Genomic DNA, 15,041 nt, shown 5'->3' on the forward strand with positions numbered 1-15,041 from the left:
TTGTGCCTGAATGCCGGAAACTGGCTAAATAATCGCCAACTTCGACCATGACCACTCGGATCTGGCACTACCAGGCTTGGTCTGCGAAGGTTGTTGGAGCACTATGAGAAATCCGGGCTAGGGTATCCCTGGCAATCGCAGAGCGAGTAGAGGAAGGCGAAGGATTGGCTCAGCTTTCTGACGATCAATTATTTAACCGCTTGTTCGAGCAGCGTAAAGATCCAGACCAAAATCTGCGGGAGCAGGCTGAAATACTGTCTCTGGCATATTCGTTCTCAGTCTCAACCCCTGAGGACGGTAACAGCGAGTTGGAAGTGTTGGGTTCGATTTCGGGGCATTCCCAGCTTCAATTATTTCGATCCGTGAAAACCTTGCTGGACCGCCATGTCGTGCAGAAAAGAGGGCATTGGCGAGCCATCCTGCCCCATGCCATTGCGAACAAGCTGGCAGCATCAGCACTTGAAAGTATCCCCGTTGATCAACTTAGGGAGACCTTTGAAGCCTCTGGCCGTCAACGCTTACTTATGTCGTTCGCACACAGGCTGGGACTGTTGCACGATCACCCCGTTGCGAAAGAGATCGTTGAGGCTTGGCTCCAGCCAGATGGGCTGCTGGGACGGATATTAACGCTGGAAGGTATGGCAGCACGAATGCTGGACTATATCGGCCCGGTTGCGCCTGAAGTATTGCTCGAAAGGATTGAAGCAGAGCTCAACGCGCCTGACTTCGAGGGTATGGAAGCTCGCGGTCTACAGCGGACAACCATTCTCGGGCTTTTGCAGCTGTTGGCATACGAAGCGAGCGCCTTCGATCGCTGCATTCGGCTTCTAATCCGAGTGGCGGACTATGAAGATGAGGATAACAACTACGACCCGGTTCGAAATAAGATAACGAGATTTCTCCAAGCGTACTTATCTGGCACACATGCCTCTCTAGATCAGCGCATTGCGATTATGAACGAATGCCTTTTTTCAGACTTGGCTGGACGTAGGTCGCTGGGCTTCCGGATGCTTTCAACTGCCTTGGGTGGACCGCCGTGGACAGGATATGGGATGAATGAGTTTGGTGCGCGCCCAAGAGACTTTGGATTCCGACCCAGCCACGATGAACTCGTCGAGTGGCGCAGTGCCTTTATCGATGTTGCGGTGCGATTGGGAACCTCTGGCGATCCTGATCTTGAAGGTCCAGCACGGGAGACCCTGGCGAATGTGTTTCGAGGGATATGGCACCACAAAGCGATGAGGGACAAACTCGTCAATGCTGCTTGCAAGTTACATGCCCATCAGCCTTGGGTCGAGGGCTGGAAAGCCGTCCGATCGACGATCTATTTCGACCACACCAAGCGCAAAAACAAGGATGATTTCGAGCCACTGCCAGATAACCTTGCTCGATTGGATAGAGACTTGGAGCCCGATGACTTGGTTCCGACAATAATGACATACGTGCTCGGCAAGGGGCACGACTATTGGGCCCTAGACGCTGACTTTGATCCTGAGGACGCGAACAAGTATCGCGAAGCTGAAAAACGACTTGAAGCCAAGGCGCTCCATTTGGGGGAGGACTTTGCAGCATCAGACCATGAACTCGACGAGTTGGGTCTCAATCTGTTCTCCGACGATTGGATGCCCTATCGCGTCGCATTCGGGAGAGGTTTAGCGAGGGGGGCAAATGACCAGCGAGTCAGTTGGCAGCGACTCGTCAATCAATTGAAGCAGCAGCCTGAAGGCAACAAGAACTTTGCAGTTTTTGGCGGCTTCATTGAAGAGGTTGACTCTGTCGATCCAGCACTAGCACAGGAGCTGCTTGACCAGTGCGCACAGCACAATCAACTCCGAAACGTATTGGTCGGATTGCACCCCTCGCGGGAGTTCACAGAAACGGACCTGGATCGCTGTGTGACGCTTCTGGATGATCCAGTTATTTACCCGCGAATGTATGGACCAATCCTGTGGCGGGACGAGTATGCTCACTTGCCCGAAGGCCGTGTTCTTGATCTTGCTCAGCGACTCCTAAGTAAACCGGCCGGTGATGACGTGATTTTGGATGCTTTAAGCATGAAGTTACATGATAAAGAGGGCGCTGTGGATGCGCTTGGTTCGGCCCTTCGACTGGTCGGCCTACAGGCAGCGATCCAAAGACTCCAAAGAGATCACAGTGACCCTGGCGGGTCCATAGATTATGACATGGAGCGCGTCGTCGGTACTGCGTTGCGCTTTGGCGGGAACGAGGCCGAAAAGCTGGAGTGGTTGGACACTATCGTTGCGGTTATTGATGAGCACCATGGCTACATTCATGCATTCGAAAGTGTTATCGCGACGACTATCGCATTGATGCCTGAGGCGTTTCTTAATCGCATTTTCGAGGGCACTGAAAAAGAACAATATCGACGACTGCTCTTTCTCCAAGATGAAGGCTTGCGTCAGTCTCCTCTCGCCAAAACCGATACGGATGTTTTGATTGAATGGTGTCGTGCTAGAAACGATAACAGCGTGTGGTCGTCTATTGCGGCGGGTATCAGTCTTTGGGCAAAGAATGGAAATGAGGGGGGAGTTGTTACCATTTTGGCGTCAGCGATCAGGTTCCTGGAGGCGTCTCCTGAGCCAGAATCCATTCTGGAGGCATTCGCCCAGCGTGTCACTCCATCATCTTGGTCTGGTAGCCGAGTGAGTGTGATGCAACCTCGAGCGGATGCCATTGGTGGGTTGGTCGAACACGAGCGCCCGGAAATCTCTCAGGCTGCCAAATCAGTTTCTGCGAAACTGTCTAAGTGGATCGAATCCGAGAGAGAACGTGAACAGCGGGAAGACGAGGAACGAGAACAACGGTTTGAGTGACTCTAGGATAACGTCAACTCCGTTCAAACATTCGCTGCTCCGAACTATGGAATGCCTCGGTTTGTATGCATCACCGACCAATGTAGACATCTACAACCAATTCCAACACCCGTTGCAGTTCAAATGTGCAGCAAGCCCCTTTCATTACCAGCTTTCCGGAAACAGTCCGTCAAGGATACTAGGCTTAACCTACCCCCCTGAGGGCTATCTGACCTGGAGGCCCGAAACTCAATCCTCAACAGCAAAAACACCACACAGCATACAGTGCGGTTATTCAACACCCGACGTAGCCAAATCCGATCCTACGTGATCGGGCAAAGAATCAGTTCGAAGCCTTTCGCCGTCAGGTACTCTTGGGTGAGAGAGAGTCTGTGTTTAAGGATGTGATTTCGAATGCCGGCGGGCAAGTTATTGGCCGATTCCAGTTGTTTCGCTGACACGGATTGTAGGTGGAATTCCCTCAGCTTATTGCCGGCCTCGTTTTGACGGAGTGCTTGCCAGTCTTTTGGTATCAAACAGGCGCCGGCCGGGTAACGACTAGCCATCATCATACCGGCGGGGTCGAAATCAAAGTAGGCGACGATCTGCTTTCGGGGCAGCGTCACGAGCCAACTGACAAGAGCCTTCTGTGAAGATCCATGACCCTTGTAGACAACAATGGGGTTGCTCATGTCCTCAGGCCATCGGATTTGACTGGAATTGATGAGCGTCTGCCCATTTTCAACGACGACCACGGTTTCTGAGACTTCGCATCGATCCAACAAGTTTTGGGCCGGTATACTGAGGAAGGCACCGCTGGGCACAAACGGGTTTCCACTCACCGGGATAACCCCGCCGGTGGGGCGGGTGAACGTGACCATTGTTTCAAAGACGCCACCAAGGGCCAATTTTTCATCGCTGGTGCGATCGGCCTGTGTTGCCCGGTCCCGGGGCAGCCCATCCAAAGTAGGATCCACACCGGCCTCCCGGATCACAAACTGCCTAAGTCGTTCCAGATCTCGGGCCGTAAACTCAATCCGCTTGCCGACGGTTGTCCCTGTTTCGGTCAGTTCTGTTACCCGGCGCCACAGGGAATTATCAGCCACATCCTGCCGGCGCGAGCTCAGGAATTTATGGATGGCCTCCAGTTCACGACGCATGTACAGGCCTCAATATGACGTCGTTCACGTACATGTTGTCCGGATACCGCTCATCATGCACACCTCGGTACTCCATTTTGATGGCCCGCCTAAGCTCTTCTGGCAGCGCACTGACATCGGTGCTTATCATTTGCAGCCAGGAGGGCAAGTCGATCTCCAGATCCATGACCGTACGGGCGTGTTTGGCACCCACCGACATCCCCTCTTCAGTCACCATGACGATCAACTGACTGATGGCCTCCTGTATCGAGTCTGGTTGCATAACCTCCCGATCAGGCTCCTGACTCATATCGATGGGGACCCGGGGTGAATCCGGCGCCCGGTCTTCGCTCTTATCCCTACGCAGCCCATTGGCCAGATCCGACAGGACGTTCTCACCATCGGGGTCAAGAAGGTCGGCATAACCACCAATCAGGAAAGGGGCGGCAGCGTTGATGCTATCCGGACACCGTGAAAAATCGACGTCCTCAATATCTGGCATGAATCCCGGGTTATTCGCGTATACAGCTTCAAATGTGCTGAGAAGCCTCACCATCTTTTGCTCTTCCTGCAAACGGCTCAGCAGTTTCCGTAGCTGGAATAGTGCATGCCCCAAATCCTTTCGACTTTTCTCCAAGGCACCTGGCAGATGCTTCTGAAGCAGCTTTTCAAGAAAGGGCTCTCCGATACTGAGTTCTGCCATCTCAGTAATCGAGAAGCTATCAAAGAGTACGTTTAACGCATGGGCTCGACGAAGGACTCGATCGTTTTCTCGAATGCGTAATTCCAGGTTGTTGATATAAGCGAATTCACTAGTGACATATTGGTTAAAGCCAGTGGCAGCCTGACGAATGTCTTCAATGAGTTCCAAAATCCGCTCGGGGATTTCGTCTTCCAGGTTTCGCCGATCCTCGACGAGACCATTATTGATGGCAATCCGGTATGCATCGAACCGGTCCTGGAGATACACCCATTGACCGGCGATGTGCTCATGGGCGGAGTGTCGCCGGTGACTTTCCGTGATGTGGTCCAACAGCCTCGTGACTACATTTCGGATCTGATAACTGTCGGCATCATCTAAGCGCCAAATCATTCGGTGTTTTCGCAACACCTGTATCAGGGCATCGTTTTCTGGAACATCCTCAATCCGGCCGTTAGCCTGAAGAAAGGCCTTAAGAATTTCTTCGCTGTAGCTGCCAAGGGCTTTCAGGGCCGATTTGGCACTGCCCGTCTTTCCCTTGCTCACTCTAGAAACTCCATCTGATCGCCCCGCTGCTCGGGCTCAGGCAGGTCCTCATGCGCACGAACAAAGTCCATGGTTTCGTAGAGCCAGCTCCACTTTCCCGTTGCCCGGTACTGGCTGCCAGCTGACCCGAGGCGGGTCAGATAGCCTTCGTCGACCAGCTTTCCCATGACGTAGGATAGGCGACCCTTGCTGTCCGATTGCCGGGAGCTAAAAAGCCCGCTCTTCACCAGAGATTCGAGTTTGGCTTCCAGTGCCGGCACCTGCTCAATGTGGGTCTGCATCTTGGACTCAGAGATGACCTCTCCCGGGACAATCGGGCGTTCAGAGCCAGAGACATCCATTACCAGACGCAGCCACTTTACCAGTGGCTCGAGCTGATTAATGACCTTTGAGAACTGAGCCCGGATGTTCGATCTGGCACTACTGGCGCCGGGATCGATGTAAGCCATCAGGTAAGAGGCGTTATCCTGAGTGGTTCGGATGCGCCGATTCAATGGCGCCAACATGAAGTCCATGCGCTGCACCTGGTCTTCCATACGTAGCAGGTTGAACTCCTGAGGGAAGCGGTGCTCACAGATAATTTCACCGCTCATCAGCAGAGCATAGGCCGACTCAAAGGTTGGGTTATTGGACACTAAAGATCTCCTCCGGCATCGCCAATTTCTGCTTCAGTTCGCTGCGCTTCTGGACATTCATGGCCATGGTCTCATCATCTGTAAATTCGATGATCTTGCCCTTCTGAATATAGAGTTTGTTGTCGAAGAACCGGCTGAGGGCCCGGTTCATGTCGGGACAGGCTGACATCATCGTGAGGTTGGCCTCCTCCAACATGGCAGCGAGTCTGGGCACGTTGTTGTTGCTCAGGGTTGCCAGTTCATCCACCGGCCAAATGATGCGAACCCGTTCGTCCGGACAGAGGAATCGGGTAACCCCCATAAAGATGACCATGATGGCCAGGTAACTTAGGCCCCGGGAGCTGCTTTCCTCGAAATCCACCTCGGAACGAATGTAACCCTCACGGCCGTCCTCGGTCAGGGCAATGTACAGATCCACCATGGAGCGGATGTCAGTACCAATCTTCGCTTCACGCAGGTCGTTCTGAACCAACTGGAAGCCCCCAAGAATTTCGTCGTTCGGCAGTTCCCGCTGATTCACCGGGGCCCAGTCCTTCCAGGATTCGGAAAAGTTCTTCAGTGGCGCCCAGCTGATCTCGTCCTGGATCTTTGGCGTCAAAACGATCCGGATGTTTTCCAGGGATTCTATTTTCTGGTTGGTGTTTATGTGCCGATCCAGCACCGCTCCCACCTGCTTTACCTTTCGGTGCAAATTTTGCAAGCCTTCGAAGTAGGCCACGAGCTTCCCGGCTTCGTTGGCGAAGTGTTCCCGCGCCGCCGACTCCAGCTGGGGCAAATTGCTGTCCAGAAGGATTCTTAATCCTTCAACGTGGCGGAGCGCCTGGGCCTCCGGGTCGAACTCATCATCATTGGGCATCATGGCCTGGCGATGCTGCATGATCTCGTCCCAGGTTTTGTGTATCTGGGTCCCGTGGTAGTTCTGGAGCACACGTTGGGCGCTACGGTAGGACGCCATGACCGATCGTTTTAGATCAACCAACTTGCTGAAATACTCTTGCAGGGTTGAGGTCAGGACTTTGAGGTCGCTCTCCCGCCCTTCAATGCCTCGGCCAGCCTCGGGGATCTTGTCCATGATAGTGACGGCGTTCTTCAGGGCCGTATTGATTGCGTTGATTTCCTGATCGAGCGATTTGTGCTTGTCGCGCCACTCCTTCATGGTCGCTTTGAACGCCGCTTCTTTGTCCTTGTCTTCTGCGACACGGCGATCATACAGGCCCTTGGCATCTGTAAACCGAGTGTTTAGCGATTCCAGCTGGCTCCACTCCTGGGTCATCCAGCGCTCATACTCTTCAACGATGGGCTTGGAGTCGTTAAGTTCCTTGATGCGCGTTTCATACTGATCAACGGCCTTCTTGGTGCTGCTGACCTCCTCGGCATCCAGCCCCTCCTCCGAGACAACCTCCAGGAAGGTTTTGTGCCGTTTCTTTAGATCGTCCTTGTGATTCTCTTCGCCCTCTCTCACTCGCTCCCGAAGTCCCTTGATTTGGTCTTCGATACCGTGAAGCTGTTCATCCCAGAGGTTTTTGGATTCAAGGTAAGCGTCGCTGAATCGTTCCTCAATAACCCGAAGCAGGTTCGCCGTTTCTTCGTTGTGGTGTTCAATCTGACCCTCGATTTTTGCCAGATCGCTCTCGAGACGCTTTTTGCGCTTCTCAAGTTCATTCTTGATGTCGTGCTTCAATTCTTTAAGCTGGCGACGTCTTGTTGAGAGCAACTGAGCTTTCTGGCGAACCTGGACTTTGGCGTCATCGTTGTGATTCCGACATTGGGTATGAAGGTGATCCGCCTTTTTTACAGCCTGCTCTGCCTCACCCAGCTGATCGACTGCAACCGTAATAGCTCGGTTCGCTCTCTCGATGCGCTCACGGATCCGGCTTTCGCTGTCCGCGAAGGCCGGAATATCGATGGCGTCCAGTTCCAGACTCCACCCCATGACCAGATCCGAGTTGGCTAGGTCATCGGCCAGTTTCGGGTTCAGATCTTTGCGCTGCAACAAATCAGGGTCGATGATGCGGCCTAGTCGGCTGCCCCAGTCCGGATCCTGGCTGCGAAGCTCTGCCAGCCAGGTGTCCGGTTCTGGATTCAGGGATTCAACCAGCTCATCGCGAGCCCGAGTCTTCTCTTCGAGGCGGGTCTTCGCCTGAGAGTATTTGGTCAGTTCAGCGTCGTGGTCGATCCGGGCTTTTCGCTCAGCTTCATCGGTCTCAGTCTGTCGATCAACTGCGGACTGATGTTTGGCGTCCGCTTGTTCTATTTCAGCTGAAGCGTCGTCGATCAGCTTCTGCTCGGTCTCCAGATACCCGATGTTTTCTATGCGGCCTTCAAGCTTGGACTTGTCGCCAAGCAGTTTCTCACGACCCTTTTGTCGAGCCTGGGTGGTTTCCAAAACTTCTTTGTTTTTGTCGCGCTCAATCTGACCGAGCGCCTCGGCTTTTTTGGTTTCTGTTTTCCCATGCTCGGAATTTTTCTTCGAGATTTCGTCGTTCAGCTTTGCCAACCACTCGGCATGATCGCCTTTCAGCTTGGCAACATCCTCCTGATACTTGCGCTCATACTCCTCGATCTGACTGGTGATCATCTCGTAATAGCGCTCCGTTTCGGCAAGGCTTTTCTCGACGTCCGGCAGGGTCTTGAGCGCTTCAACCTGTTCGGGGAGTTCCGCGTCCTGGTACTCGATGTACTTCTCTTGTAGCTGGTTGAGGCGTTGTTCCAGCTGCTCCATGTTGGTTCTGGCTTCGCCGATCTTACGAATCCGGTCATTCTGCTGATCCCGGAATTCGGTCTCCCGCTCTTCGATCCTCTCGTTGAGCGAGCGCAACTCCGCCTCTTTCAACTCCAGACGTTCTCGATCCCGGATGAGCGTTGCCTGCATATCCAACTTCACCTGGAGCGCCTCATCCATCAGCGCCAGGCGCTCATTGTTTTGAATGAGGCACTGACGGATCCTGTCAGTCTCCCGAGCGAAGGCCTTCAGGCTTCGAATTTCAGAGACAAGGCTCTCCGCATCCAGCGGTATGGGGGCGGAGTTAAGATGAATGTCCTGGAACATCGTCTCGCAAATCATGGTCTTGAAGTTGGCCATGAGATTGTTCTTGTTGAGCACAACATGGGCGAGTTTGTGGATGAATCGCATCTGGGTTTGTGGCCCGCCCAGTCCAAATTCACCAGCCTCGGCCTTCAGTGATCGACTGTCTGCACCCTTACGACGGATCAGATCCGGATCTCGCTGAATGATGGCCCGATAATCCTGGATGGTCAGGATCTGCCGGGAAACTCGAACATTTTGGTCTTTGAGCAGGTCGATAACTTCTTGCGCTGATGCACCTTCCCGAAGCCTGTCCGACATGCTCTCGGAGAATACGGTTTCATCGACCGCACCTCGCAGGAATCGATAACACAGCTTATTGGAACGGTGTCGGTAGACCACCACACAACAGAAGCCGTCCTGCTGGGTATACTCGAATACAATCATGGATTGCGGTGAAGGAAGGTAAAACTCCAGGAAGGAGACCTTGTTTCCGGCCTTGGATACAAGGCGCTCTGGCTCCTCCCCGTAAAACACCGGTATCAGTGACAGGATGGTGGTTTTGCCGGCGCCGTTGTCACCAGACAGATGAGTCCGCTCGCGACAGGGGATTCTGACTGTTTTGCCAGCCATTTTTTTGTACGAGTGGTGAAGAACGATCTGCTCAAGCCCAAAGGTTTCGGCTGGCTGACTCACATTGAGCTCCCTGCATTCTATGAGTTAATGATGGCTAGGATAGTGGGCTTTGAACATGTTGTCAGCCGAACCTCTCCAGCTGACTATACTCAAAGCTGAGACTAATCAAAGATCAATGTTGAAAGTGATTTGAACGCACTGGAAAGGGACCAGGTTTGCTGGACCTAATACGGGGTCAGGATCACACCAAAACTGAATGCGGCGGGCCACAGATTTATTGGCGAAGGTGCAAAACTGAAGCTATTTGAGGTCGCAAAGCGGACATTAAGGCCGATAGACCAACACGCACCTTTAGAGACAATCAGCCTATTTATCAGCATGGCCGCAGTAACGGAGGAGGTCCAGTAGGCAGGCGGGTACACTCAGAGCGGAATCACTTTTTCTTGCGTTACTCTGCTAACTCTTCCGTCAGGTGGTCGATTCATAAGCTAGGAGTGCCTAGTGGACGGGGATAAGTCCAAACTCTACGATGATACCTACGAGCATCCGTAATATTCGAATCGGAGTCAAAACGAATGGGATTTCCGAGAGTAGTTCTTGCGACGGCAGTATCGTTACTCCTAACTATTCCAGCGCATGCCGAGCAGCCGATAAAGGGCGCGTTTGGCATTAATCTAGGCGATCGTTTGCCCCCTTCAATTGTAGATGATGGAATTAGCTCAAGTGACAAAGCGGACGGCTACGTCGAAGTCTTCGTTGATCCACCGGAACCGAATAACCTGTTTTATAGCTATCAAGTGACCGTCGAAAAAAATAGCAGTCGGGTTACTAAAATTTTTTCACGTGGAATCATCGATGGAAAGGAACAATGTCAGACGAAACTAGGAGATCTCAGCCAATTCTTGTCCAATAAGTACGGAGGGACAATAGATCGGCGAGTGCTTGAGTCCAAAGGGCTAGAAACCTCCATAGCTGTGATCGATCCACCGCACTCCCCTGTATTTATCGTAGTCTCGTGTGGCGAAACAGACACCGTAGATAACGGTGTCTACGAAAAAGGTATTTTTGATGGGGACGACGAGACAACGTATTTACTGATGTTGACATACAGTTTCAAATCTCCGACTAGGCCAACGAAGACGACTATCGATCCGTCGGGACTCTGAGCGTTAGTAACTGCCGAACTTCCCAACAGGCATCAGCACTTGCGGATGTACCGATTTTAGGGGATGGTTACACTGACCGAAACGTCGGAGAGTGCTTTGAAAATTCTGATGATTTTAGCTTGCCTGCTGATACTAAACACAGATGCTTGGGCCCATGATGTTTTTATCACATCCGAAGCAGAGCAAAATTATCATGGTAAGTTTGAGGCCAATGCACTCAAACGCATGATCGAAGGAGGTGCGCTGACGTCAGCCCTGACAGAAAGGGACTTAGCTCTACCCGAAGCTCATCAGCTACTTCGCGAAATGGCACGACTTTCGTCAGTTTGTAACATTCTTGGCGTAAGACTATATGAAGATAAATATCGAAACCGAATGGCGCAGCTGATCACCGATGGATCTTCAGTTGAAGAAATCCAAAATGGGATTGAGGATTTTCTTCGAAATGAGGTAAGAAGCGGCGAAGTTACGAAAAACACCCCCTTTGAGCCAATTCGAGAAGGTCTAGAATTTATTCAATCATGCCTAGAAGCTGTCAAAGCTCCTCCAGTTGGCCCCAAAACTTCCATCATCAAAACGCTCGATATACCGAGGGGCTACGCTTTAGATGCAGAATCAGGAAAAATCTACCATCTAGGGAAGGTAGTCTACGAGTCTCCACAGGAGACTCGCTGGCGTTTTTCATGCCTTGAAACAGAGGGGGTCCTTTCCAGAGATCAAGGAACTGTCGGCGTCTCTGGCAGTCAGCGAATGTTTCCAACCATGTGCGATTACGACCGATCTGCCTATTACGGCGATGCAATTAAGTATGCAGCTTGGGTTGCTCCCCAAAATGGCCTAGTCACCTTTATCTTGTCAGATGGGCCCGGGGGTAGTGCTGCCAATATTTCTTATAAACTACTTACCTTTGATGAAGGAGCTTTCGTCTCGGAGTCAAAGCCTCTCCCCTCGGGCGAATATTTTCGTGCGCTGATAACCCAGAAATGTTCCGCTTTATTCAATGAGCACGCACCCTCACAGTATGTAACTTTAGGGGGAGAATGCAGCGATATGAAGAGCCTTGTCAGGAGTAATTGAGTTTTCCAAATCGGAATCCATTAAGAAATCCCGAATATCCATCCTTGCGGTATCGGTTCAGGGCATGCGAGTATTTCGACGCTCGTAGTAAAAAGGTCGAGCATTCGATTTCATTGATAGATTGGCAAATTATCATGCTAAGAACGCTTGCTGTTTTCGTTTTGTGCTTTTGTACTTCCGTCAATGCCGGCTCCCGCACTGAAGAAATTCGCATGGGCGGGATTAAGGTCGTCATACCAGCACCAAATGGTTTCGTCTCATTGAGGAGTGTGAGTCCAACAGAGTTCCAGAGACTATCACGCATTTTTTCTGAGAGTGTTAATACAGTCTCCATATTCGTAGAAGACAAGTATGTTGCGGAACTGATGAAGCATGGCGCTGCTGACATTTCAAGGTTCTATGCGGTACACGCTCCCGAGTCAGGCAACCTAGACCTCACTTACGAAAGATTTCGCGAAGTAAGAGATAGACTAAAAAAACGCATAGCAAAAAATGATGGAAACAAATTACTCAACGAGCTAAAAGAGAAAAGAGCAATAGACTACAGTGCGCTCGGCGTATTCTATGATAACAATTATTCCATAGGTTACCTAGACATAGTAAATAACAATTTACACTCAAACACAGCCTCTACCCCAGACGTAGTTTTGCTAACCACAAATATTGTAAATGTCGGAAGACTCCTATTATTCAACGCATACTCTCAATACAATACATCTGACGATTTAAATTGGATTAAAAACACTTCCGAATCTTGGTCAAAAGAAATATACCAAGAAAATAACATTTTCGCCAATGATGACTGGCGCGAAAAATTAGGAGATATTCTTGGCGACAAATAATAGCATTATTTATGCATTCAGGAAACTTCCCACCACTCGACTAACTGAAAAATTCAACGTCAACGGGTGAACATAGGGCTTATAATATGTGGAGAATACTTAGTATAGCGCTACTTCTATCGTCAGGACAGTCAAAAGCAGACAACATCATCTTTTCCAAAGATATTGAAGAGCGCTTCTCCTATAAAAATTGGGTCTCGTATAAAACTGAGTCCGGACACTGTCGGCCAACAGTTGAGTTTCTGATTGGAGGTTCCTTAGCAACACTTGCAATTCTGAGGATAGATGCCTCCAACAGGAGCAGCCCGGTCTGGGCACATATTTATGGAAAATATATAAAAAGCTTTAAAATTGAAATGGACGGAGAATCAATTAACATTCAGTCTTTGAATAACCGACTTCTTGAAAAGTTAGCCAACGCGAATGCTTTAACTATTCATGCGGATGTTTACAGAGAGCTTCCGCCAGAAAACTTCGCTAATGAGCCTACAGACGAGGAACAAGCTACAGTTAGCCTCGCTGGCAGTTCGGCAGCTCTTCGATTCTGTAACTTCATAGACTAGTAAGAGCCAGAAACATGCTCACCAAACTTCCAATACACCTGTTTTTTATTCTATTCATTGCTGGTTGCGGAGTCTCAGAGCAAGAAAGCGAGTTATACTCAAGTTGCTTGAAATCAGCGGATCGCCTTGATGCATATGAAATCCACTCGGTTTCCCTCTATCTTGACGAGATACCCTTCACCCAAACCGTTGACATGGCACCAAGGCACCCTTATCCAAGCAAACTAGGATCGATTCCAGCTTTATCCAAGGCCCGCCTAATTCGGCGTCGATACTTGTCTGCCGTACCACCGTGTTGCGCCGCCAGGTCGACGAAACTCCAGCCCTCGAGCTTGCGCTTGATCAACACGATGTCCTCTCCCGACAGGCCGTTCGCCGAAAGCAAAGAATCGACACGTTCCTCGTCCAACGAGGCCAAGCTCTCAGTGTGACTCAGGTGTTGATCCCAGTAATCCGAATCGTCGGCCAATTCCGCATCAATGATGTACCTCGCCCGCGCACCGGTCTCGCCTTGATCATTGTTCAATGACCACCTTTTGAGCCGCGTATTGCAGTAATTCGCTACTCCTATCAGAAGGTAACGTGCAATTGGGTGAGCCAACGCGCCCGTCTGATCACCGATTTCGTCAGCAGCTTCTTCAACTGTTAAAGAGGTCGTTCCGCCATCGATCGCATTAAGCAGGCGCAAGGTAACTTCGTTCAGAGCATCTTCTGCAACTTGATGCACTTCAGAACCATCGGCTTTCCCAAGGAAATGACCCAGCTTTTTCTTAACTATTGAAAGCGCTCTGCTCTTCACATCTTCGTGCGTCGCAACACGTCCGATCTCTTCAGTACTCACATTGCTCGTCGAGTAGTCCATGCATCCTTCCTTTTTGTATGCACATGCAAATTATTAACAAAATGTAATTTTTTCGATTTTCGGCAAAAATTTTTGAATTTTCCCCAATTTTTTGTCCGGTTTTGCTCCGCTGTTTAGTTACTTACCTTTGAACAGGTGGGTATCAACATTCCATAACCTAAATTAAATTCGTTTAAAAACAGAATGTTACGAACTTGCGCTACCTCTGTTTTTAACTATGGATTGATATCCGAACAAACAAAACTGGAGTAACCAATGCAGCAACGTGAACTCGTCAAACAATCACCAATTCGGTCGTCTTACCTCTCCTACTCAGCCCACTACGGTCGAGTGTACGCACTCGAAAGCACTCTCGAGCTCGACTACCTGAATCTGATCCGGTTTGAGAAAACCGCCGACTCTGTCGAAAGCCAGCCTTTCTCGATCCAGTTTCAACTTGGGGGTCGACCAAGACGCTATACACCAGACTTTCTGGTCCATGAGCGCGGAGTCGAATACGTCGATGAGGTGAAAACCCGAAGCGCAGCAAACAAGCCTGAGTTTCGCCTCAAAGCCGAGGAGCTTACCCGTTTTTTTAGGAATCGAGGCCAAATTTTTCGTGTGTTGACAGAAGATGACATTCGCCCAGGGCACCGCGCTCAAAATCTCCGGTTTTTGACGCCGGTACTGGATTTGCCCTCGCCGATTGATGAATTCGAAACGCTCCTCAACGCAACCGACAGGCGCTCCGGCTCGATGACAGAGTTTCGCGGACTGCTTGACGATCTCACCATCGATCATTCGTTTATTCGTCGCGCCGTCGCACACCACCTATTGCAGTGCGATCTAACGAAGCCCTGGTCCCAACTCGACCTCACCTGGTAACCGCCTCACATCCAAAACACTTTGAAAGGATCCGACTATGTTTAATGCTATCTGCGTATTCCAGACCAAGGTTGCCACTGATTCCAGACGAAGCCTGCCACCCATTCCACGCGAAAGCTGCCACTGATTCCACGGCAAAGCTGCCACCCTGGCAGGCTGCCTGATTTCCCCAT

Annotated in this window: 11 protein-coding genes; 6 read left to right on the forward strand and 5 right to left on the reverse strand. The window is 50.8% G+C overall.

Features of this window, described 5'->3' with window-relative positions; all coding sequences use genetic code 11:
- Window positions 1–164 precede the first annotated feature (164 nt).
- Window positions 165–2,834: a hypothetical protein gene (locus tag QPL98_RS18920; RefSeq protein WP_303293803.1), complete on the forward strand. Its 2,670-nt coding sequence runs from the start codon at window positions 165–167 to the stop codon at window positions 2,832–2,834.
- A gap of 302 nt (window positions 2,835–3,136) precedes the next feature.
- On the opposite strand, the gene QPL98_RS18925 is transcribed toward QPL98_RS18920, so the two are convergent.
- The 4 genes from QPL98_RS18925 to QPL98_RS18940 are packed head-to-tail and all read right to left on the reverse strand — an operon-like array spanning window position 3,137 to window position 9,554.
- Window positions 3,137–3,973, reverse strand: a complete 837-nt coding sequence (locus tag QPL98_RS18925; protein WP_303293804.1) for a hypothetical protein — start codon at window positions 3,971–3,973, stop codon at window positions 3,137–3,139.
- Window positions 3,963–5,198, reverse strand: a complete 1,236-nt coding sequence (locus tag QPL98_RS18930) for a hypothetical protein (protein WP_303293805.1) — start codon at window positions 5,196–5,198, stop codon at window positions 3,963–3,965. The genes QPL98_RS18925 and QPL98_RS18930 overlap by 11 nt, the downstream gene beginning before the upstream one ends.
- Window positions 5,195–5,833, reverse strand: coding sequence for a hypothetical protein (locus QPL98_RS18935; RefSeq protein WP_303293807.1), 639 nt, complete (start codon window positions 5,831–5,833; stop codon window positions 5,195–5,197). Before QPL98_RS18935 ends, QPL98_RS18930 begins: the two co-directional genes overlap by 4 nt.
- Window positions 5,823–9,554, reverse strand: coding sequence for an ATP-binding protein (locus QPL98_RS18940; protein ID WP_303293808.1), 3,732 nt, complete (start codon window positions 9,552–9,554; stop codon window positions 5,823–5,825). The genes QPL98_RS18935 and QPL98_RS18940 overlap by 11 nt, the downstream gene beginning before the upstream one ends.
- 515 nt (window positions 9,555–10,069) lie before the next feature.
- Here QPL98_RS18940 and QPL98_RS18945 point away from each other — a divergent pair.
- The 4 genes from QPL98_RS18945 (at window position 10,070) to QPL98_RS18960 (ending at window position 13,142) form a co-directional block, all read left to right on the forward strand.
- Window positions 10,070–10,660, forward strand: coding sequence for a hypothetical protein (locus tag QPL98_RS18945; RefSeq protein ID WP_303293809.1), 591 nt, complete (start codon window positions 10,070–10,072; stop codon window positions 10,658–10,660).
- A 96-nt stretch (window positions 10,661–10,756) separates the two neighbouring features.
- The gene (locus QPL98_RS18950; protein WP_303293810.1) at window positions 10,757–11,737 is read left to right on the forward strand and encodes a hypothetical protein; all 981 of its coding nucleotides are present in this window, start codon (window positions 10,757–10,759) and stop codon (window positions 11,735–11,737) included.
- 212 nt (window positions 11,738–11,949) lie between these two features.
- Window positions 11,950–12,579 (forward strand): hypothetical protein, encoded by a 630-nt coding sequence (locus QPL98_RS18955; protein WP_303293811.1) that lies wholly within the window; start codon window positions 11,950–11,952, stop codon window positions 12,577–12,579.
- Between the two features lie 86 nt (window positions 12,580–12,665).
- On the forward strand, window positions 12,666–13,142 hold the full coding sequence (locus tag QPL98_RS18960; RefSeq protein WP_303293812.1) for a hypothetical protein: 477 nt from the start codon (window positions 12,666–12,668) through the stop codon (window positions 13,140–13,142).
- Window positions 13,143–13,353: 211 nt separating this feature from the next.
- Here QPL98_RS18960 and QPL98_RS18965 read toward each other — a convergent pair whose 3' ends face one another.
- Window positions 13,354–14,004 (reverse strand): hypothetical protein, encoded by a 651-nt coding sequence (locus QPL98_RS18965; RefSeq protein ID WP_303293813.1) that lies wholly within the window; start codon window positions 14,002–14,004, stop codon window positions 13,354–13,356.
- 255 nt (window positions 14,005–14,259) lie between these two features.
- On the opposite strand from QPL98_RS18965, the gene QPL98_RS18970 reads away from it, so the two are divergent.
- On the forward strand, window positions 14,260–14,868 hold the full coding sequence (locus tag QPL98_RS18970; RefSeq protein WP_303293814.1) for a TnsA endonuclease N-terminal domain-containing protein: 609 nt from the start codon (window positions 14,260–14,262) through the stop codon (window positions 14,866–14,868).
- The last annotated feature ends 173 nt before the right edge of the window (window positions 14,869–15,041 follow it).

Source organism: Marinobacter sp. ST-43 (assembly GCF_030541085.1).
In the GTDB taxonomy this organism is placed as follows: Bacteria; Pseudomonadota; Gammaproteobacteria; order Pseudomonadales; family Oleiphilaceae; genus Marinobacter; species Marinobacter nauticus.

Bases quoted from the DNA above. Each gene is read 5' to 3' on its own strand.
- QPL98_RS18925 (WP_303293804.1), bottom strand. From the start codon at position 3,973: ATGCGTCGTGAACTGGAGGCCATCCATAAATTCCTGAGCTCGCGCCGG.
- QPL98_RS18945 (WP_303293809.1), top strand. From the start codon at position 10,070: ATGGGATTTCCGAGAGTAGTTCTTGCGACGGCAGTATCGTTACTCCTA.
- QPL98_RS18955 (WP_303293811.1), top strand. From the start codon at position 11,950: ATGGGCGGGATTAAGGTCGTCATACCAGCACCAAATGGTTTCGTCTCA.
- QPL98_RS18960 (WP_303293812.1), top strand. From the start codon at position 12,666: ATGTGGAGAATACTTAGTATAGCGCTACTTCTATCGTCAGGACAGTCA.
- QPL98_RS18965 (WP_303293813.1), bottom strand. From the start codon at position 14,004: ATGGACTACTCGACGAGCAATGTGAGTACTGAAGAGATCGGACGTGTT.
- QPL98_RS18970 (WP_303293814.1), top strand. From the start codon at position 14,260: ATGCAGCAACGTGAACTCGTCAAACAATCACCAATTCGGTCGTCTTAC.